The following is a 21,342-nucleotide window of genomic DNA, read 5'->3' on the forward strand; positions in this document are numbered from 1 at the left end:
ACGAAAAACAGCGGTAGTCCCGGAATCCATATTCACGTCCGGGCTGCCGCTGTTTTTTGATTTTTTCATCTAACGGGTCAGCCGACCTCGAAGGCCGCGTCTGAGACTTCTATGCGTGAGGAACAGTCCCGGAATGAAGATGAGAGTGAGAACTAGGGCGGAAACCAAGAAGCCTGCATGATAACCTTTCAAGCCTTGTGCAAGCGTTGGCTGCAATCCTTGTCCTGCATGTCCCGCGGTGGCGACAACAGTAGCGATTACGGCTGAACCAAAACTGGAACCGAGGTTCTCAATCATATTGATCCCCACACCAGCTTCCGGAAGCTGGTTGGTGTCAAGTCCCGTGTAAGCGTCACTCGTGAGCGGAAGCATAATGCCGCCAAAGCTGGTACCTCGGATAAACAATACCAGGGAAATCCAGATCATGCTGGTTTGATCAGTAATAAACATTAGCGGGATTGATCCGATCAGGGATAGAACAAGACTGACCATCACGACGTATTTGGCACCGATCTTATCAATCAGGGTTCCGATCAAAGGTCTGGTAACCAGCATCCCGATGCCTTGAGGAATCAATGCAAGCGCTGCTTCGATGGCCGTGAAATGACGGAAGGTTTGAAAGAACAAGGGCAGAATTAACATCGGTCCCATAACGGCCATATTGGCCAGGAACAAGCCGATGCTGGAGGCCGAGAAGCTCTTGTGGGCAAACAAATTCATGGGGAGCACGGTTTGATGGTTTCGGATTCGGTTATACACGATGTAAAGGACAGCTAATCCAAGGCCAATTCCCGCCCACAGACGGGTTTCACCATTGTTGAACGAGGCATGGTCCGCCGCTTTCGTAATGCCGTAAATCAAGGCCGCACTCATGAAGGATAACGTAATCATTCCGAACAGGTCCAATTTACTCTCTTTGTTGAAGGGTTCGAAGTCCGGGATCGTTTTGATCATTAGGGGTACCGCAATCACAACGATGAACACATTGATGAAGAAGATCCAGTGCCAAGATGCGCCTTGAACGAGGAAACCTCCGATTACGGGGCCCAGAATGGGACCAAAGATCATAGGTGTGCTGACGATAGCCATTACTTTGCCCAGATTGTCCGGACCTGCCGTTTTGACCAGAAGCGTGGACATAAGCGGAGTGATGATCCCGGCGCTAAAGCCTTGAAGCAAACGGAACAAGATGAAGCTGGAAACGTCCCAGCTCAATCCGGCAAGTACCGAAGTGACACCAAAGGCGATGACGGCGCCGATAAAGACTTTTTTACCGTTGAATTTGTTCATCAACCAGCCGGATAACGGAACGGCCATCGCCAGGGCTAAAACATAACCCGTAATCGCCCATTGGATCGTGCCGAGCGTCGTATTGAAATCTTTGTTTATTTCATCGACGGCGATGTTCACCATCGTGGAGTCCAGCATAGGGGCTATGGCTCCAAGGGCAATCGCCCAGGCGGCCATGAGAATTTCTTTGGGTAATCCTTGCTGTTTGATTTGAGGGGTTGTCATTTTATTCTCCTTTCAGAGCGTTTCGTTAAGAGTATTTTTTGTTTCTTTGTCAACTAAAAGTAACCCATTTTTGTTTCCTTGTCAATAAAAAATCAGAATAAAAAAGCAGCCCGTTCTCTTTAGAAACGGGCTGCTGGCTGGTGAGGCTTCATTTTCTTGATTCGGATTTAAGGGGCTGGCTTGCTTAATTGATTTCTAAACCTTGTTTCTTTATTTCTGCATCCAAATGTCTGCTGTACTGGTCTATGAAGCGCAGTGTGCTTTCAAGCTGGCCTTCCGTAATCTGCTCAAATACAGCTTTGTCCCGCTCCTGGAACTCTTGGTGCAGCTCTTCATGGATGTGATAAACGACCTTTCCTTGCTCCGTAAGCTTAAAATAGATTTCTTTCTTGTTTCCTGGCTTCTGGTAGCTTTCGATCAAGCCTCTATCCATAAGCTTCTTGGTCATTTTGCTGATGGCGCCTTTGGTCATATATAAGGATTCCGCGAGTTTGGTCACGTTGGGATCTACATTTTTTCCAATGGATTCGATACAATGAACTTCAGAAGGTTTATAGCCTTTAAGATTGTCTTCCATTTTGTTTTTGTTAAGCCAAACCATCTTGTTAAATAAATCCCTGAATTCCGAGATGACCTGTTCTTGTTTGTTCATGACCTATCCCCCCAACCGCTCGTACATATTAACATTATATTATGATTTCTGGAATTGAGCCATCCGTGAACAGGAAACCCTAAACGAAAGGATGTTTAGCTATGCCGCACTATTATGGAGAGAGAGAATTGTTCTTAGGGATTACCGCGATTCAGATTTGGATGCTATCAGGCAATGGGTAAATGATCCGGAAATTACGAGCACTTTGTCTGACATTTTCTTATATTCGCATTCCCGGTTAGAGACGGAATCCTTTGTCAGAATGAATATGGAGGGGAAGTCCAGCAACAAAAGTTTTGTCATTGCCTCGAAGGACACACTGGACTATATAGGCCAGATTGAACTATATGCTATAAACATGAAGAATCGGCATGCTTCTCTGGCGATTGTAATAGGAAGCAAAGACAATTTAGGCAAAGGTTATGGCAGTGAAGCGATCGGGGTTCTGCAGAAGTTCGTTTTCGAGGAAATGAATTTGAACAGGCTGGAGCTTGATGTCTATGAGTTTAATGCAAGAGCTACAACTGTTATTTAAAAAGCGGCTTTAAAGAAGAAGGCAGAGCCAGACAGAGGATCTATAAGAAAGGCCGGTACTGGGATGTGATCAGAATGAGTATTTTGAAGAGCGAATATGAACAGGTTTGATCGGGCAGGGAGAAAACGCCAATGATTCATTCCGATGTCTTCGCAGATCTTAAGCAGCAGATGAATGGTTTTGATAAACCTTGGTTTGTAGCCGGCGGCTGGACCATTGATTTGTTTGTAGGTGAAGTGACCCGTAGCCATAAAGATGTAGACCTCTGCCTATTTCGGGAAGATGCCGAATACGCGTTGGAGTATTTCCATGAATGGGACATTTATGTGGCTATCCCGGGAGAGCAGCGGCTGGAGAAAGTCAGAGGGATCCAAGACATTGAATCGCCGAGATATGGTTTGCATATGTATAAGGACAAGCAATTTCTTGAAATTCTGCTGACTAACCGGACGGACGATCAAATTCTGTTCAGAAAAAATACCCGGATTCAAATGAGTTTAGATGAATTCTCGAAAAAATCCGGCGAGCTTCCGTACGTAAATCCGGCCTGGCAGCTTCTGTTTAAAAGCTTGAATCCCAGGGAAGAAGATGAACATGACTTTTTAATTTATTTGCACCGTTCGGCAGCAGAACGTCCAGCCAAGCTGTGGTTACAGGAAAACATGAAAGCCATGAACGGAAGCCCTAGTTGGATCGAGGAACTGGATAAACATTTGCTGAAAACTTGAAGCTTGGGCTCAATGGGGCTAGAATATGGAATGGTAATGAAAATTAGGCGGCGTTTTCCACTTACATAACCTTATTTTCTATGCATCATAGATGAGAACGCTCCTGCGTCAATTGTTGCGACATATGATAGAGACCTAACGAACTTGAAGGAGGAAAACATGCGTCAGACTATGGAGAGAAAGCCGGACTGGCTTCGCATTTCGCTGAATACAGGTGAGGAATATAAGGAACTTAAGAAAATGATGCGCGGCCGCAAGCTCCATTCCGTGTGCGAGGAGGCTAAATGTCCGAACATCTATGAATGCTGGAGCCAGCGTACGGCTACCTTTATGATTTTAGGAAGCATTTGCACCCGAGCGTGCCGCTTCTGCGCGGTGACGAGCGGACTGCCGACCGAGCTGGATCTGGAAGAACCTATGCACGTAGCCGAGTCGGTTCGGGATATGGGACTGAAGCATGTCGTGATTACGTCAGTGGCTCGCGATGATCTGAACGATCATGGAGCATCCATGTTTGCCGCTACAATCCAAGCGGTTCGTGAGCTGAATCCGCTAACCAATGTTGAGGTGCTTATTCCTGACCTTGGCGGAGAACCGGAACGAATTAAGGTTGTTCTCGATGCGAAGCCGGATGTGCTTAACCACAATCTGGAAACGGTTGCCCGCTTATCGGACAAAGTACGGGCCAAAGCCAAATACGACCGTTCGCTCAGCGTGCTGCGCCAGGCCAAAGAGCTTCGTCCAGGCCAAACTACCAAATCTGGCATCATGGTCGGTCTCGGTGAAACGAAAGAAGAGCTGATTCAGGCGATGAAAGATCTCCATGAAGCCGGTGTGGACATTATTACGATTGGACAATATTTGCAGCCTACGCTGAAGCATATTCAGCTGCAGCGTTACTATACTCCAGAAGAATTTGCAGAACTCAAGGAAGAAGGACTTCGCATCGGCTTCGCTCACGTGGAATCCGGCCCGCTGGTTCGCAGCTCCTACCACGCGCATGAACAGGCCGAGCATGCCAAGAACCGGCAGCAAACGCCGGTGGCCGAGTGACAAGGAGGTGCATTCCGTTTGAAGGAAAGAGAACAGCACGACCCTACACTAAATTCAGCAAAAGTAACGCCAATTCAAGCCAACGTTTTGCCCGCATGGCGTTTTGTCCATACGGGCCGGCGTACCGGCGCCATGAATATGGCCATCGACGAAGCGATGATGATTGCCCAGCAGGAGGGACGGGTGCCGCCGACTGTAAGGTTCTACAACTGGCTTCCCGGCACGTTGACAGTGGGGTATTTCCAGAAGGCCGAGAAAGAGATCGACTTTACCGCCGTTGAACGGCATGGCGTAGGTTTTGTGCGGCGGCCTACAGGCGGACGGGCCGTCCTTCACGACCGTGAGGTGACCTATTCGCTGGTTGTGCCGGAAACGTACCCCGGCCTTCCGGCGCGGGTGGATGAAGGTTACCGGGTGCTGAGTGAAGGCCTTCTGTACGGCTTCCGGCGGCTGGGCCTGGATGCGGAGATGACAGGCGGCTACAGCCTGGCTGCCGGTGAAACGCCTCAAGCGGCCCGGCTGTCCCGCTCGGCAGCCTGTTTTGATTCGCCGTCACGATACGAGCTGACGGTTGAAGGACGCAAGATCGCCGGCAGCGCTCAAATGCGGACACGGGGAATCGTGCTGCAGCACGGCTCAATCCCGGTTGATCCGCAGATCGATTTCCTGTTCGAGCTGCTTCATTTTTCGGAGAACCGGACGAAAGAACGCTGGAAACGGATCGTGGAGGAGAAGGCCGTAGCGATTAACGAAGTGTTAAAGCGGAAAAACGGCCGGGAAGTAACGCTTGAGGAAGCGGAAGAAGCCTTTCGCATCGGGTTTGCGGAAGCTTTTGGCGCTTCTCTTGTTGCTGAGCCGCTAACGGAATATGAGGAGGAGCTGGCGGAAGAGCTGGTTCGAACCAAATATGGAACCGAAGAATGGAACCGGTCCAGGTAAAGAGGTTTTGACACATTTAAGACATTTAAGATATTTAAGCCGTTTTCGCAGGTGAAACTTGCCTGACGAAACGGCTTTTTTTCATGCCAACGTATATTATTTCTTGGCGAATGCGGCTTTCAAGCATTAAGCTCGATTTGCAAAACCTTCAGACGGCCGAAAGCATCCTTTAAGAAAAAAGAAACCGCCGGCAGATCAAGCGCCGGGGTTCTTTCTAATCAGGCGTTCTGCCGCTGCTCCCGCCTGCGCGGCATGCGCAAGGTCAGCAGCAGAATACCCAAACCGATGACAAAACCGGAAAGGGCAACGAGATGGAAATGGGCAGTCGTAATGTGTTTAGAGAACACGATGCCCAGCAGGCTCGACGAAAAAATCGTGCCCAAATAACGGGAAGTCATAAACAAACCTGAAGCGGCTCCCGTCTCCTCCGGCCTGGTGAAGGCATACAAGGAAGTTTGCATCGCAATATTGTTAAACCCGTTGCTGATCCCAAGCATCGACAACATGGCGAAAATAAACCAAGGCCCAGACCGGTCCCCGATGAGCAGCAGAAGCAGCGTGCCCAGCAGCAGGGTTGCCGAACCGGCAAGGAGAGCGGGTCTGGAGCCCTGCTTATCGATCCATTTTCCCGTCAGGGGAGCGATGATCACTCCAAAGCCCGCAACAGCCAGCATAACTAAACCGGTCGTGCCCGAATCAAACTTCTGCACATGCTGAAGGTAAGTCGGAACCCCGAAAAAGACGGAATAAAACACAATGTTGATCAGGATGTACTGAAGGTAAACAAAACTAAGATTCAGGTTGCTGACAAAACCGGATACATCGATAAAAGGTTCCTTCCGGCGTTTCTCGTAAAAGCAGAACCATACGGTAAGTGCCAGACTGATCAGCAGGTAGCCCAGATTCACCCGTTTCTCGAGGGACAAAAGGAACAACAGCCAGCCGACAATGCTGGCGGAAAACAGCAAAACGCCCGGCCAATCGATTTTGGCTCCGGCTTCCGGCCGTTCATCGGCCGGGAATAATCTCCACGCGAGCAGAAAGGATCCGATCAGGAAAGGGAAATTAATGATGAAAATGGCCGGCCAGTCTCCAAGCTGCAGCATGAAACCGCCAATTGAAGGGCCGAATGCAGCGGAAATCGAAGTGAAAATCGACAGAATGCCAAGCGCCTGAGCCTGATTTTCGGTGATCCGCTTTCGAATAATGCCCATGCCGGCCGGAAACAAAATCGAACTTCCAAATGCCTGAATGATCCGGAAGAGGATCAGCCAAATAAAATTGGGTGAAAAAGGGGCCAGCGCCGACGAGACGGCGATCAGCAGCAATCCGATGAGGAACAGCCTTTTCCTGCCCCAAGTATCGCTGAGTTTGCCCATAACGGGCTGACCGACGGCACTGGCCAAATAGTAAGTCGAAATCAGCCAGGAAGAATCGGTAAAGCTGAGCCCAAACTGCTCCTGCAGCCGGGATAAGGCCACCGAAATCATGGAGGAGTTCAGGGGATTAAGCAGGGTGCCCAAGGCGACGGTTACGACAAGCCATTTCGTATAGTCGCGGGTTTTCGTCATGTACAGCTCACCTCAGATTCATAAACAATGATATTTAAATAAATATATATGTTTTTAGCCGGAAAAGGAACCGATTTTCTGCCCGTCCAGCAGGCTTTGCTTGAGATCCAGCATGTCCAGCACCTGCCAGGCGAATTGGAGATCAAAAAACACGGCATGCTGTTCAAGCCGGAGATCCAATATTTCCTCGATGCGTTTCATGCGATAGGCAAAGGTGTTGGGATGAATATCGAGCAGGCTGGCGGCTTCTTTAAACCGTTTGCCTGAGAGAATGAAAGCGTCCAGCGCTTTCAGCAGCTCGTTTCTTTTCGGGGAGGGGTAATCCAGGAGCGGCTGCAGCAAATCCCGCACAAATTGCAGCAGATTCTCCTGCGGCTGGTTCAGTATAAATTGTACGGCCCCAAGCTCGACATAATCTTTGATGCTGTTTTTATCTTTTCTTCTTTTGCTGTAAGCCACGCTTTGTTTCGCGTCCTCGTAAGATTGCACGAAGCCTTCGAAATTTTTGCAGACTCGTCCGATGCCGATGGAACACTGAATACCGGGATACAGCCTGCGCAGGGCTTCATGGAGCTGTTTGGCAACGATTCGGCTCCGTTTCAGCGCCAGAGCCTGGTCCAATTCCTTGGGCAAAGCCAAAATGATCACGTAAGCATTCAATTTATGCAGAACTAGGCTGTACCGATTGGCGCTCTGCAGCTCCGTTTCTATCGTTCTAAGCACGTAACGGTTTACGCTTTTATCCGGGATGACCGGCAGGCTGCCGGAAGGAAATTCGATATCCGCCACCATAAACACAAAGGAATCATCCGCGCTCAGTCCCATCGACTTAGCCCGCTCCCGGAGCGTTCCCACATTTTTCTCCGAAAACAGCTCATCCAGAAATTCATCCTTTAACCGCTGCTCGGTTTCATAAACGGCTTCCCTTTTTAGCAGCTCCATGGCAAGCACCAGGCAGCATTGTTCCGCCAGTACGATATCCTGATCGCTGAGCCTGAGGTTCACCTCCGACACGGCCAGAATGCCGAAGATTTCACTAGAGGCCACCACGGGAAATAACATGACGGAAGAGGAAGCCGTCCGATCCGGCCCGGTTTCAACCCGGCAGGACTCGCGCTTTTGAAGCACCTGCTGCAGCTCTGCCATAAAAGGCGGCGTATGAATGTCGAAATCAAAAGCATCAGGCGGATGCTCCGTAAGGACGTTCAGAAGACTGTCGAACAGAATGATTGGATTTTCGAGGGTATCGTATACGGCCGTCCCGAATTCAGATAGGGACTTGCCGCTAAGAATCAGACGCATCAGCCGATCATGGGTCTGATTGATCCGGTTCAGCTGCTGGTTCTGGGAATGGATGACATGGTTCAGCTCCTCGAGCTGTTCTTTTTTGCTTTTCTCCTCCTGATAGAGATGGGCATTATCCAGGGCGACGGCCGCCAGATTGGAGAGGGCCGCGAGCAGGTTCAAATCATCGTTCGTGAAGGAACGGTGCGTGAAATTGTCGATCGTCATGACGCCGATGCATTCTCCGCGGATCAGCAGGGGGGCGCACATCACGCTTTGGATGAGGAAGGCTTCCCCGATGGATTGTCTGACGGGTTCGAGCGACTGATCGTAAAAAACCTTGTTGGAGGGACTCATCAAATCGGTGTTTCTCAATACTGTTTCCGAATTATGAAAAATCTGCGCCTGCCGGCTCTTCAGCGTAAGCCCGGTCATCGACTCGCCGGGAGACAATATGACATGCTGCATCTTTTCCCATAAAAAACCTGAGCAAGCCATCGGCTTCAGCCGGTCGTTTTGTTTATCGTAAATAAATAAAACACCGGCGTCGGCGGCTTCGATGACGTTCAAAACCCGGTCCAGGATCCGGGTGAGCACATCGTCCAGCTTTAGGCTGGAAGTAAAATACTGCGCCGCTTCGATTAACAGTTCGTTTTGCGTCAAACGCCGCTGCAATTCGGAAACGGAGATGGAGGAAATCGGTTCAGACATTTCGATCACCCGCTTTCTTATTAAATAGGAGGCCAAATAGCTCGCCGTCTGTATTTCGTGTTATTTTTAATGACATCATATCATGCCGGGAATAGAAAAACAGTTCGATTTTAGTCATTCAAACGAAAAAAATCATTCATTTTCGGGAAAAGACCGAACTTATTTAAGCTTTTGTATAATATAATTCCTTTCATAACCTGCTGACTTCTCTATGATGAAAGGTTATCTCACATTTAGAGTTTCGGCTATAGCGAATTTCAACCGGAGAAGGAGGAATAACCGATGAAACTGATTGGGATCGATGTGGGCGGGACATTCACCGACATTATCTTCACTGACACAACCGAAGGAACTTCTTATATTCACAAGGTGCCTACCACGAAGGAGGATCCCTCCATCGGCATGGTATCCGGCGTCAAGGAAATTTGCGAGCGGCACGGAATCGAGCCGGGATCGCTGGACCATGTTTTTCATGGGACGACCATCGCGACGAACGCCATTCTGGAGCATGACGGCGCGAAGACGGGCATGATTACGACGGAAGGCTACCGGGATATTCTGCATATCGGCCGGCATCAGCGTCCGCAGAACTATTCGATCCGGCAGGAGATTCCTTGGCAGGACCGGCCGCTTGTCGAAAGACGAAACCGGATGACGGTCAGGGAACGGCTCGTACCGGTAAAGGGGCAGGCCAAGGTGGAAACTCCTCTCGATGAAGGGCAAGTCCGCCAGATTTTGCGCGATTTCAAAGAGGATGGCGTTGAATCCGTCATCGTCGGGCTGTTGTTCTCCTATTTGAATCCCGAGCACGAGGAACGGGTCGCCGAAATCATCCGTGAGGAATATCCGGAGTTCTACATCACCACTTCCTCCGGGATTTCGCCGCAGTTCCGGGAATTTGAACGATTCACGACCGCTGCGTTAAACGGTTTTGTTGGCCCGAAAGTGCAAACCTATGTCGATCAGCTTGAACGGCGGCTGAAGGAGGCCGGAATCCACTGCGATCTGCATATTATGTCCTCCAACGGCGGTGTAGCCACCGCAAAAACGGTCTCCGAGAAGCCGGTGCTTACGCTGCTGTCCGGTCCGGCGGCAGGCGTGCTCGGCGGCCAATGGGCAGGTAATCTGTCCGGCCGGGAAAGGCTGATTACGTTTGACGTCGGCGGCACAAGCGCGGATATCGCCATTATTACCGAGCATGGCTTCGGGGAGTCCTCCGCACGCGATACCTGGATCGCCGGGTTCCCGGTGCAGATTCCCATGATCGACATTCATACGATCGGCGCTGGCGGAGGCAGCATCGCCCACGTTGACGGAGGCGGCGCATTCCAGGTCGGACCGAGAAGCGCTGGCTCCTACCCGGGACCGGCCTCCTACGGACGCGGCGGGGAACAGCCAACCGTTACCGACGCGCATGTCGCGCTCGGTCATCTGGATCCCGAGAACTTCCTGGGCGGGGAAATGAAGATTTATCCGGAAAATGCAGCAAAAGCCATCAAGGACTTGGCCGGACAAATCGGCCTGTCGCCCGAGGAGACCGCTGAAGGCATCCTGACCATCGTCAACAACAATATGGCAAACGCCATCCGGGCCAAAACGGTGCAGAAGGGCTACGATCCTCGCGGCTTCAGTCTGCTGGCGCTCGGGGGAGCCGGGCCGATGCATGCGGTGGAGGTTGCCAAAATATTAGGAATTCCGGAAGTCATCATTCCGCCGCATCCGGGAATCACGTCGGCGACCGGCCTGCTGACGACGGACTTGAAATACGACGCGACCCAAACCTTGTTCCTGCAAAGCGGAACGCTCGATTTAAGCTTGGTAAACACAGCCGTAAGCAAGCTGGAGCTGGAGATTCGCAAACAGCTGGAAGACGCGGGCTTCTCCGGCGGAGAGGTGGCTGTGCAGGGCTTTTTCGACTGCCGGTATATCGGTCAGGGCTACGAACTGCGCGTGGCTTTGCCTGCCGAACCTTTAAATGCGGACAATATTGAGCAGGTATGGAATCAATTTCACCGGTTTCATGAAAGGGAGTACGGCCATGCCTTCGAAGGAAGCCCGATCGAAATCGTAAATGTCAGGCTGACCGGAACCGGGACGATGCCTAAAATCAGACGTCCTTCCATCCAGCCAAGAAATGATTTATCCGATGCGCTTGTGAAGACAGAAAAATCGGTTTTCCGGGTTCAAGGCGAGCTCCGGGATGTGGATACTCCGTTTTACCGCAGGGAGCAGCTCCCGGTGGACACCGTTTTCAACAGCCCGTGCGTTATCCTGCAGAAGGATACGACAACCATTATTCCTCCGGACTGCAAAGTGAAGCTTGAGTCATCCGGAAACATCATCATCGAAGTGGGGGTATGAACAGGATGCAGAAAACAGATCATCGCCAGGCCATAGATCCGATCACCGCGCAGGTTTTGCGCGGGGCACTCGAAAACGTCGCCATCGAAATGGGTTACAAGCTTGCCCGCATGTCTTATTCCAGCATTATCCGCGAGTCCGAGGATTTCGGGTGCGCCCTGCTGGATGCGGAAGGCCAGCAGCTTTGCGAGTCAACGACCAGCACGCCGCTGCAGTCCGGGCCGCTCCCGGGATATATGAGAGGCATCAAAAAGATTATGGAACAGCGGGGAGACGTATTCCGCCCGGGAGACGTCATTATGCACAACTCCCCTTATTACGGGGCTTCGCACCAGCCCGATGTCGGTTTTTTCGTGCCCGTGTTTTATCAGGACCAGCTAATCGGCTTTTCTTGTTCGACAGCGCATCATCTTGATTTGGGGGCCTTAACCCCGGGATCGTGCGGGATCGTGGATGCGGTTGACGCTTATGCCGAAGGCCTTCAGTTCAAAGCGATCAAGGTTTATGACCAGGGTGTCCGCAATGAAATGATTTGGCGCCTGCTGAAGGACAATGTCCGGGCCGCCGATATGGTGGTCGGCGATATGGAAGCCCAGATCGCGGCATGCCGGATCGGGGCCGACCGTTATTTGGACATTGTCGAGACCTACGGTCTGGACACGGTACTCGCAGCCAGCGAGGACCTGATGGCCTATTCCGAACGGATGATGCGCAATGAGATCGCCAAGCTGCCGGACGGCATCTACCGGTCCGAAGGATATATCGACGGCTTTCTGGACAGTCCGGATCCGGAGAAAAAGGATCTCAAGCTTTGTGTGGCCGTAACGGTAAAAGGAAATGAAATCACCGTCGACTTGACCGGCACCTCGCCGCAGGTGTCCGACCGGCCGATTAATATGCCGCTCGAAGGGACCGTCGATATCGCCATTTATTTTACGCTTCGTTCCGTGCTTCTCGATTCGGATCTGTTTGGGCATATTCCGCAAAACTCGGGCCTGATGAGACCGATCCAAATTATCGCCCCTAAGGGCACGCTGGTGAATCCGACGTTCCCGGCGCCGACAATCGCCCGTTTCTGTCCCGGCAACATGGTCGCAGACACGCTGATGCATGCGCTGGCGCAAATCGTGCCGGGACAGGTGAGCGCCGGTATCGGAAACTTGAACGTTGTAGCCTACAGTGGCCTGGAGGACGAACAATATTGGGTCTACATGGACATCATGGAAGGCAGCTACGGCGGCCGCGCCGAGAAGGACGGCATGGATGCCGTTGACACGCTTTACGCCAATACCCGCAACAACCCGATTGAGGATATCGAATCCCATTATCCGCTGCGGGTTACCCGTTACGAGCTGCTGGACCACTCGGCGGCGGCAGGCAAATTCCGCGGGGGAATCGGCTCGGTAAGGGAAGTGACGTTTCTCGAGGACGGAGGATTTTCCGTGGAAGGGGATGGGCAGAAATACAAACCCTGGGGTTTTGAAGGCGGAAGCGAAGGCTCGACTTGCCAGCTGATCATGCGCTCGGCGGATGGGCAGGAATCGAAATTGCCTTCGAAGATTCCGCATCACCGGGCCAAAAAAGGAGATTCCCTGACCTTGGTCGGACCGGGGGGCGGAGGTTACGGCAATCCGTATGAACGCAAACCCGAAGCGGTGCTTTCGGATGTGCTGGATGGCTTCATCTCTGCAGACGACGCTGAACGTCATTACGGGGTCGTGGTTTCCGGAGGAAACATCGACTGGAGCGCAACCCACCGGATTCGTGCTTAATAAATAGAAAATATTGGAGAGGTGAATGTTATGGAAACTGTATCCTCCCGGGTTAATCATCCGGATCCTTCCCTGTATAACGAAGATTTGGCTCCGGTCCCCAAGGAAAAACGGACCTGGGATTGGATCAATTACTCCACCATTTGGATGGGCATGGTGCACAATATCGTTTCCTATGAGCTGGCGGCAAGCCTGCTTGGAATGGGAATGAACGTCTGGCAGGCGTTAAGCGCCGTTATTCTCTCCAATATCGTTTTGATAGCGGCCATCTGGCTGAACAGTACGGCAGGAACCAAATACGGCCTTCCTTTCCCGGTGCTGATCAGAGCTTCATTCGGCTATCATGGAGCCCATTTCCCCGTCATGATCAGGGCGTTCGTCGGCATTTTCTGGTTTGCTGCCCAGGCTTATGCGGGCAGCAAAGCTGTCGGCGCCATAATCAGCGTCATTTATCCCGGCTGGGATTCGCTTGGCCGGATCGCTTTCCTCGGGATGGGGCTGCAGGACTGGATCAGTTTCGGGGTCTTCTGGCTGCTGCATGCCTGGGTCATCTCCCATGGCATGGAGCGGGTCAGACATTTCGAGATGTGGGCCGGGCCGCTGGTTATCGTGCTTGGTTTCGGACTGGTCGGCTGGGCCATCCGGGCTGCTGGAGGCGTAGGGCCGCTGTTTTCCATCCAGGGAACCTTAAGCGGCGGATCTTTCTGGAACAGCTTTTTCCTTTCGGTCACGGGTTTGATTGGCGTATTGGCTACCCTGGTGCTGAACATTCCCGATCTGACGAGATACTCGCGGAGCCAGAAAGATCAGGTGGTAGGTCAGGCGATCGGATTGCCGGTCATGATGACGGTTTTCGCCTTCATGAGCATTATGATTACGGCGGGGACGATCATCGCATTTGGCAAACCGATCACAAACCCGGTCGATATTCTGCTTCAATTCCATCATCCTGTGGTCATCCTGCTCGGAGCTATTTCCTTATTGGTAGCGACGCTTTCCGTAAATATCGTGGCCAATGTGGTTTCCCCGGCCTACGATCTGGTTAATTTGCTGCCTAAAAAGCTGAATTTCGTTAAGGCGGGCATGCTTTCCATCGTAATTGGTTTGTTCTTCGCTCCTTGGCTCTGGTACGACAACTCCTCGACGATTTATACCATACTCGGAGCCATCGGCGGAACTTTGGGACCTGTAGCCGGGATTATGATCACCGATTATTATTGGGTCCGCCGCCGTCATTACGATATTAGCAGCCTGTTCTCGAAGCAAGGAGATTTCAGTTATGTACGGGGATGGAATCCCCATGCTTATATCGCCATGGCAGTGGGCGTAGTTGCGGCACTGATCGGCCTGTTTGTCCCCGCGCTGTCGGTTGTGTATACGTACAACTGGTTTGTCGGCATTCTGGTCGGCGGGCTGGTCTATACGCTTCTGATGAGAGGAGAGCTGACCAAATCGGTGCCAACAGCCCGCGAAAAGGTGGACACCATCTGATTTCTTGCCGGGCTTGACGGTGATGAATGCCTAAAACAACAGAAGACAGAGGAGAACTTGACAATGATTAATGCTGCACGGTTGAAGGAACGAATTGAGACGCTGGGCCGAATCGGCCGTTTGCCGGGCGGAGGGGTGACTCGGGTCGCCCTTTCCATGGAAGACAAGGAAGCTCAAGAAGTCGTATCGGCCTGGATGGAGGAAGCGGGGATGCAGGTGCGTCTGGATCACGCCGGCAATCTGATTGGACGCCTGGGGGGCGTGCATCCTGATGAGGCGCCTGTCGTGATCGGCTCGCATATCGATTCCGTTGTTAACGGAGGGAAATATGACGGCGTCATCGGCGTGCTTGGCGGTATTGAGGTAGTCCAGCATATGAAGGAAGAAAATATCCGCCCGCTGCTTCCGCTTGAAGTGATCGCTTTCTGCGAAGAGGAAGGTTCCCGCTTTCAAAGCGGGTTGTTCGGCAGCAGAGCCATGATAGGGGCTACGTCAGAACAGGATTTGCTGCTGACCGACAAACAAGGCGTTTCCCGCCGGGATGCCTTGGCCTTGTTCGGGCTGGAGCCGGACCGGATCCAAACGGAAGCGGTGCGTACAAAGGATGGAATCCGGGCTTATCTGGAAATGCACATTGAGCAGGGACCAGTTCTTGAGAAAATGGGAGCGCCGGTCGGCATCGTGACCGGCATTGCCGGCCCGGCCTGGATCGAAGTGGTAGTCGAGGGGAAAGCGGGCCATGCCGGGATCCTTCCGATGGAAATGAGGCAGGACGCTTTTTTGGGAGCCAGTGAAATAGCGCTTTTGGTAGAGCAAACCTGCCTCTCCTTCAAAGGATCTCCGGTGGTCGGCACCGTCGGACATGTCGAAGTTAAACCCGGCGGCTCTAATATCGTTCCCGGATTGGCGTCCTTTTCAATGGATATCCGGGATATTGACGTAGACCGGAGAAACGAAGTGATCCGGCAGGTTAAAGAAGGGGCCTTGCGGATCTGCGAGCAGCGCGGACTCCGGGTGCAATTCCATGAAAGAATGGATGTGCCTCCGGTGCAGTGCACCCCGGGCATCGTGGAGGTCATGAAGGAGCAAGCCAAAGCGATGCATTTGGTTTGTCCCGAGCTGGTCAGCGGCGCGGGCCATGACGCCCAGCTGATGGCAGCCATTTCGGATATGGGGATGATTTTTGTCCGCTGCCGGGACGGAATCAGCCATAACCCGGAAGAATTCGCCGAAACCGAAGATATTAAGCTCGGCACGGAACTGCTGTTCCGTGTAGCCAAGCATTATGCGATGCAACAGACGGTCGGGATGACGGAGAAAACATCCGCAGTCGGAGACTGAGTTCCGAGAAGCGGTTATGTGATTGAAGAATTAAAACGGATGGCTTTCAGCTGAAGGCCATCCGTTTTATTTTTGCAGCTGTTAAGATCCCGATCGAAAAATCGAATTTCCGTTTCACTTTAAATGAATGATCATTTATATTTGAATCATGAGACCAAGAGATGACAATAAAGTGGAAGCGATTATTGAGCGACTGTCGGCCTTGTGAATGAAATCGGCTTCGCTGAAACCTCCATTTCCAAGATAGCCAAGAAAGCGGGCGTTTCGGCAGCTACCATCTACATTTACTATGAGAATAAGGAGGATATGTTAAGCAAGATTTATTTTGAAAGCTAAGAAGCTGATGAGCGAGAAGGTTTTTCAAACGGTAGACCCAAGGGCATCCTTGCGGGAACGTTTTGAGTTCTTCGCCCGGAACTTTGTGCAGTATATTGTGAACAACAAAGAATATTATTTGTTTATGGAGCAGGTGTCCAACTCTCCGCTGCTGCGCAATTGGTGCCTGGAAGACACGACACCCATGTATCAGCCGTTATTCGAATTGTATGAAGAGGGCAAACAGCAGAAGCTTTTTCAAAATGAGGATCTCAACTTACTGGTTATGTATTCGATAGCGCCTATCGCGCAGCTTGCTAAAGAGCAGCTGACAGGACAGTTCCAATTCGACCAGAACAGAACAAAATAACCTCGGCAATTCAGATGAGCTGGGACGCGATTGCTTACAGAGAGCAGCTAGTGGAGTAAAACAAAGAGAACACGAAGAATAAGAAAATCAAGAAGAACACGAAAAACAAAAACAGGAAGAGGCGGCACTGGACAACAGCTTATTCAGAGGGCCTTGAGGGAAGGGCATCAGGTTGTGGTGACCAGCTCCGAGGCTGCAGTGGCTTACGGTCACCCGGCGTCCAAAGTGTATTTTAATGAAGATGACTGGACGAATACTGAAATCGCTAAACAGGACTACATGAAGAGTAAAACCTTGGCCGAGCAGCTCGCTTGGGACATGGCCCGAGACAAAAGGTTAAATCAGCCCGAAGCCGCTCTTGCGACCGTCTGCCCGGGCCAGATATTAGGACTAAGCTTGATTCCTTGGGTACGGTACAGCAGTGGCTCTCTGAAGGATATGGCGGAAGGCAAAACGCCGTTTGTATTCGATTTGCTTTCGCATTATGTAGATGTTCGGGATTGTGCGCAGATGCATATCGCGGTGATGAGCAATCCGGGCACTGACAGCAATCGCCATTTAAGCTTTGGAACAAAAGGAAGGCTGACGGAAGTCCCCGGCATAATTCGTGAAGAATACAGTCATCTGGGCTTTAAACCTTCCCCGCGAACGATACCCAAATTTGTGCTTTGGGGATTACGCTTTGTTAACGGAGATGTAGACACGATTTATTCCCGGATTGGAACTACGCAAATCTATCAAACCAAGTATCCTGAAGTGTATCAATACCAGTATACGGATCTTCGGCAGATGGTGAAGAACACGCTGGACAGTCTGTTAGCGAATAAGATGCTGATGCCCAAGTCGAAATCGATATAGAAAACGAGAGTGAGCTTCGATCCTGGCGATCGGAGCTCAAATTTATATACTTGAGAATGGGGAGGATTAGGAGGTAGAATAGAAATGTCTTTGAATGAAGCGTTTTCACACCAATTAAAAAGGAGCATTTGCAGATGAATTCTAAAATTCCTGTTCCGCATCAACCGCTCGTCAGTCATATTTATACTGCGGACCCTTCCGCCCATGTGTTTGAAGGGAAAATTTATATTTATCCATCCCATGACCTTGAACATGACGGGCCGGACAATGACAACGGAGACCAATATGCGATGGAGGATTATCATATCCTGTCGCTGGATAATTTCTCGTCGCCGGTAGTCGATCACGGCGAAGCTCTGCATCTGCGCGACATTCCTTGGGCTTCCAAACAGCTGTGGGCTCCGGATGCGGCTTTCAAGAACGGCATCTATTATTTATTCTTCCCGGCACGTGATCATGATGGCATTTTCCGGATTGGTGTTGCCACCTCGAACTCTCCTGCGGGACCTTTTAAGGCTGAACCTGATTATATCCCGGGAAGCTACAGCATTGATCCAGCGGTATTGGTCGATGAAGACGATAAAGCGTATATCTATTTTGGCGGACTGTGGGGCGGACAGCTGGAGAAATGGCAGACAGGCACTTTTGAGCCGAATCCGTCCGAACTGAAGCCGGACCAGCCTGCCTTGGGTCCCCGAGTAGCACTGCTCAGCGAGGATATGCTGACCTTCCAGCAGGAGCCGCAGGAAATTTCAATCATAGATGAAGAAGGGCAGCCGATTCTCGCCGGCGATGAGGACCGCAGATATTTTGAAGGGCCTTGGGTACATAAGTATAACGGACTCTATTATCTTTCTTATTCCACAGGATCTACTCATAAGCTGGTTTATGCGGTAAGCGATAATCCGCTTGGTCCATTTACCTTCAAAGGTACGATCCTGACCCCGGTGATCGGCTGGACCACTCACCATTCCATCGTGCAGTTTGAGGATAAATGGTATCTGTTCTATCATGACAGCTCCTTATCGGGTGGGGTGAACCATAAGCGGAGCGTGAAATATGCCGAACTTACATATAACGCAGACGGGACGATTCAAACGATTGATCCGTATCCATCCTGATCCTTTAAGTTATAATTTATATAATCAGCTAGGACCTGCTAGACTTGGCCGCTTAATGCGGCTTTTTTTATTGGAACAGGGCTGTGTAGAAAATGTGTCTCTTTTCGGCTATGCTTAAATGAGGAAGAAAATAGATGAAGAGAGCGAAGCCAGAAGATGAAAAAGCTGAAAATAGACGATGTTGCCCGCGCTGCAGGTGTTTCCAAAAGCACGGTATCCCAATATCTGAACCAAAGATATAAATATATGAGCGAGGAGACCCGCCAGCGGATTGGAGAGGTCATTGACGAGCTTGGATACCAGCCCAACGGCCTGGCACGCAGCTTAAAACAGAACCGGACGCATCTGGTAGGCGTCGTTGTGGCGGATATTGATTACAGCTTGTCCATCCAATGCGTAAAGGCGATTGAAAATGAACTTCAAAACCGCGGGATCCAGGTGTTGATCTGCAATTCGGATGAAAATCCGGAGAAAGAGCAGCGTCATATTGAAACGCTGATCGCAAGGCAGGTTGACGGTCTGATCGTCTTTCCTACCGGACATCAGGCGTCTGCCTATGAACGGCTCAGCGAGCAGCAGCTGCCGTTCGTGTTGATTGACCGGCTTGTCGAAGGTGTCAGCACGCAAAGCCTGCTGCTTGATAACGAAATGGCCGTGAAGCTGGCTGTGGAAGAGCTGGTTCGCGAAGGACATGAACGAATCGGGATTGTGACGCTCCCGCTCGGAGAGCAGGGGATTACGCCGCGCAAGGAGCGACTGGGCGGATTCCGGAAGGCAATGGAGGAGGCCGGCCTGCAGCCGGCCGAAGATTATGTGCTCAGCCTTCCGGCAAGCGAAGTAGCCGCCAGATTGGCGGAACTGCTGGCAAGGCCCGAGCCGCCGACGGCTCTGCTTGCAGGCAATGACATCGTACTTGCTGAGCTATTGAAAGCAGCAAACCGTCAGGGTATCATCATCCCGGAGCATCTTTCGCTGATCGGGATTGACGACGCCGAGTTTGCTCAAATTTATAATCCTGTTATCACGACTATCCGCCAGCCGGCTCACGAAATGGGCGCTCAGGCAGCCAAAGTTATTTTGTCCGCTATTGAGGAGAAGGATCGTCCGGTACCGATCACGTACCGCTTTCCGCCTGCGCTTCAGCGAGGGGCATCAGTGAAAGACTTGAAATCTAAATGTAGGAGCCTTAATGTTAGGCCTAAATGAACGTTAAATAGACTCTAAATAGGTTTCCGAATGACCGTAAAAGGAAGGGACAGGGACCGGTCTTCGGTCTCCAACAGTTCAAAAAGGGATTTCTCCCGGCATCAATGCCAGAAGAAATCCCTTTTTTTGGGTTTGATAAGTATAAGTCCTTTCAGCAGCATGAGCCTGCCGATATGAGACTGCGTGCGCCGCTTAATTGACGGGGATGGCTTTAGCGAGAAAAGACTCCAGCTCGGAGCGCCGCGGCAGACCATCCATATCGCCTGGCGACATGACCGCAAGTGCACCCAGCGCATTGCCGCGCAGCACGGCGGAACGTACATCCAGCTTCTCCAGCAGGCCGCTGATTATGCCCACGGCAAAGGCATCGCCTGCACCAACCGTATCTATTACTTCATCCACTTTGAAGCCTGGAACATAACCTTCCAGCCCGGAAGATTTGAAATATGCCCCGCTTGGTCCCATCTTGATCGCCACCAGCGAAACGCCTTGGTTCAAATAGAAATCGGCGATCTCCTCTGGAGAGGTAAGACCGGTCAAAATCCGGGCTTCACCAATGCCGGGCATGAACCAGTCGGTACGGGCGGCCAGCTCATTCGTTATGCGGATCATCGTCTCCTGGTCGCTCCAGAGCACCGGGCGAAGATTCGGATCAAAAGAAACGGTTCTTTTAAGCGCTTTCATATAATCCATGGCATGACGGGAAAATTCCAGTGTGGACGGTGAAAGGGCGGCCGAGATGCCGGTAACGTGCAGATGTCCTGCCAGGCCGAAATAATCCGGATCAAAGTCGGCGATGCCGAGCGTGGAAGAGGCGGAATTTTTACGGAAATACTCGACCTTGGGGTCTCCGCTTTGTACACGTGATTTAAAGAGCAGGCCTGTAGGCCGTTCACTGGACATTTTTACACCGGAAGTCTCAATGCCTTCCTTCTGTTGAACTTGCAGAATATGCCGGCCCAGACTATCATCGCCCAGTTTCGTCACATAGCCGGTTGGATGGCCGAGACGGCACAACCCCGTTGCAACGTTATTTTCGGCCCCGGCTACGGCCTTTGAGAATGAAGTAACGTTCTCAAGTTCTCCAAATTCCTCAGCTCTGAACATAACCATCGGTTCGCCAAAAGTAATAGCAGCTAACTGCTTTGACATGCGGAATCCTCCCCGTAATCATTCTTTCACTCAAAATATCACATAAACCGGTTTAGTACAATGATCATTTTAAGTTTGTCGTTCTTGTTAGGGCGGTACGAGGCCAACTCTCCGGCATACAAATCAGAGCCTAGAAATCAAAAAAACCTTAATATATAAGGGGTATACAAGTTACTTAATGATCTTCCTTTCCAGGGCAGTCATTTCTGCAATCGTTTGCAAAAAAAGGTTGACGAAGCTTCTAATTGCGCTTAGTATCAAATTAAACAACCAATTCTCGCAATTTAAAGACTTACTTAATAAATTTATTTACTAATTTTAAGTTTATAGAGTTCATGGAATAACATTCAATAAACAAAAGGAGCAG

At 51.0% G+C, this 21,342-nt stretch carries 18 protein-coding genes; 13 read left to right on the plus strand and 5 right to left on the minus strand.

What is annotated here, in order from left to right; translation table 11 throughout:
• Positions 1 to 69 precede the first annotated feature (69 nt).
• Both CBE73_RS02805 and CBE73_RS02810 read right to left on the minus strand, forming a co-directional pair.
• Positions 70 to 1,515: an MDR family MFS transporter gene (locus CBE73_RS02805; RefSeq protein WP_094092908.1), complete on the minus strand. Its 1,446-nt coding sequence runs from the start codon at positions 1,513 to 1,515 to the stop codon at positions 70 to 72.
• Positions 1,516 to 1,699: 184 nt separating this feature from the next.
• Positions 1,700 to 2,167 carry a MarR family transcriptional regulator gene (locus CBE73_RS02810; protein ID WP_094092909.1) on the minus strand — a complete coding sequence of 156 codons (468 nt, stop codon included), beginning with the start codon at positions 2,165 to 2,167 and terminating at the stop codon, positions 1,700 to 1,702.
• 157 nt (positions 2,168 to 2,324) lie between these two features.
• Here CBE73_RS02810 and CBE73_RS02815 point away from each other — a divergent pair, with 157 nt between their 5' ends.
• From CBE73_RS02815 to CBE73_RS02830, 4 genes are all read left to right on the plus strand, one after another.
• A complete protein-coding gene (locus CBE73_RS02815) occupies positions 2,325 to 2,702 on the plus strand; it encodes a GNAT family N-acetyltransferase (protein ID WP_342351909.1) in 378 nt (125 codons plus the stop codon).
• 131 nt (positions 2,703 to 2,833) lie between these two features.
• Complete coding sequence (locus CBE73_RS02820; protein WP_094092910.1) at positions 2,834 to 3,430, plus strand: nucleotidyltransferase domain-containing protein; 597 nt, start codon at positions 2,834 to 2,836, stop codon at positions 3,428 to 3,430.
• A 144-nt stretch (positions 3,431 to 3,574) separates the two neighbouring features.
• A complete protein-coding gene (lipA, locus tag CBE73_RS02825; protein WP_268237135.1) occupies positions 3,575 to 4,483 on the plus strand; it encodes a lipoyl synthase in 909 nt (302 codons plus the stop codon).
• Positions 4,484 to 4,570: 87 nt separating this feature from the next.
• The gene (locus CBE73_RS02830; RefSeq protein WP_094096100.1) at positions 4,571 to 5,422 is read left to right on the plus strand and encodes a lipoate--protein ligase family protein; all 852 of its coding nucleotides are present in this window, start codon (positions 4,571 to 4,573) and stop codon (positions 5,420 to 5,422) included.
• Between the two features lie 218 nt (positions 5,423 to 5,640).
• On the opposite strand, the gene CBE73_RS02835 is transcribed toward CBE73_RS02830, so the two are convergent.
• Positions 5,641 to 6,993, minus strand: a complete 1,353-nt coding sequence (locus CBE73_RS02835) for an MFS transporter (protein WP_094092911.1) — start codon at positions 6,991 to 6,993, stop codon at positions 5,641 to 5,643.
• A 54-nt stretch (positions 6,994 to 7,047) separates the two neighbouring features.
• On the minus strand, positions 7,048 to 8,988 hold the full coding sequence (locus CBE73_RS02840) for a GAF domain-containing protein (RefSeq protein WP_094092912.1): 1,941 nt from the start codon (positions 8,986 to 8,988) through the stop codon (positions 7,048 to 7,050).
• 282 nt (positions 8,989 to 9,270) lie between these two features.
• Here CBE73_RS02840 and CBE73_RS02845 point away from each other — a divergent pair, with 282 nt between their 5' ends.
• From CBE73_RS02845 to CBE73_RS02885, 9 genes are all read left to right on the plus strand, one after another.
• Complete coding sequence (locus tag CBE73_RS02845; protein ID WP_094092913.1) at positions 9,271 to 11,349, plus strand: hydantoinase/oxoprolinase family protein; 2,079 nt, start codon at positions 9,271 to 9,273, stop codon at positions 11,347 to 11,349.
• Positions 11,350 to 11,354: 5 nt separating this feature from the next.
• On the plus strand, positions 11,355 to 13,121 hold the full coding sequence (locus CBE73_RS02850) for a hydantoinase B/oxoprolinase family protein (protein WP_094092914.1): 1,767 nt from the start codon (positions 11,355 to 11,357) through the stop codon (positions 13,119 to 13,121).
• Positions 13,122 to 13,151: 30 nt separating this feature from the next.
• Positions 13,152 to 14,612, plus strand: a complete 1,461-nt coding sequence (locus CBE73_RS02855; RefSeq protein WP_094092915.1) for an NCS1 family nucleobase:cation symporter-1 — start codon at positions 13,152 to 13,154, stop codon at positions 14,610 to 14,612.
• Between the two features lie 63 nt (positions 14,613 to 14,675).
• Positions 14,676 to 15,953, plus strand: a complete 1,278-nt coding sequence (locus CBE73_RS02860) for a M20 family metallo-hydrolase (RefSeq protein ID WP_094092916.1) — start codon at positions 14,676 to 14,678, stop codon at positions 15,951 to 15,953.
• Positions 15,954 to 16,157: 204 nt separating this feature from the next.
• Entirely contained in the window at positions 16,158 to 16,289 is a 132-nt protein-coding gene (locus CBE73_RS02865; RefSeq protein ID WP_094092917.1) for a TetR/AcrR family transcriptional regulator, read from the plus strand.
• Positions 16,279 to 16,638 carry a hypothetical protein gene (locus tag CBE73_RS02870; protein ID WP_094092918.1) on the plus strand — a complete coding sequence of 120 codons (360 nt, stop codon included), beginning with the start codon at positions 16,279 to 16,281 and terminating at the stop codon, positions 16,636 to 16,638. The genes CBE73_RS02865 and CBE73_RS02870 overlap by 11 nt, the downstream gene beginning before the upstream one ends.
• Positions 16,639 to 16,791: 153 nt before the next feature.
• On the plus strand, positions 16,792 to 17,496 hold the full coding sequence (locus CBE73_RS02875) for a hypothetical protein (protein WP_094092919.1): 705 nt from the start codon (positions 16,792 to 16,794) through the stop codon (positions 17,494 to 17,496).
• Positions 17,497 to 17,630: 134 nt separating this feature from the next.
• Positions 17,631 to 18,617, plus strand: coding sequence for a glycoside hydrolase family 43 protein (locus CBE73_RS02880; RefSeq protein WP_094092920.1), 987 nt, complete (start codon positions 17,631 to 17,633; stop codon positions 18,615 to 18,617).
• A 156-nt stretch (positions 18,618 to 18,773) separates the two neighbouring features.
• Complete coding sequence (locus tag CBE73_RS02885) at positions 18,774 to 19,823, plus strand: LacI family DNA-binding transcriptional regulator (protein WP_094092921.1); 1,050 nt, start codon at positions 18,774 to 18,776, stop codon at positions 19,821 to 19,823.
• Between the two features lie 192 nt (positions 19,824 to 20,015).
• On the opposite strand, the gene CBE73_RS02890 is transcribed toward CBE73_RS02885, so the two are convergent.
• The gene (locus CBE73_RS02890) at positions 20,016 to 20,975 is read right to left on the minus strand and encodes a sugar kinase (protein ID WP_094092922.1); all 960 of its coding nucleotides are present in this window, start codon (positions 20,973 to 20,975) and stop codon (positions 20,016 to 20,018) included.
• Positions 20,976 to 21,342 lie beyond the last annotated feature (367 nt).

The sequence above is a fragment of the Paenibacillus physcomitrellae genome (assembly GCF_002240225.1).
Lineage (GTDB): Bacteria > Bacillota > Bacilli > Paenibacillales > Paenibacillaceae > Fontibacillus > Fontibacillus physcomitrellae.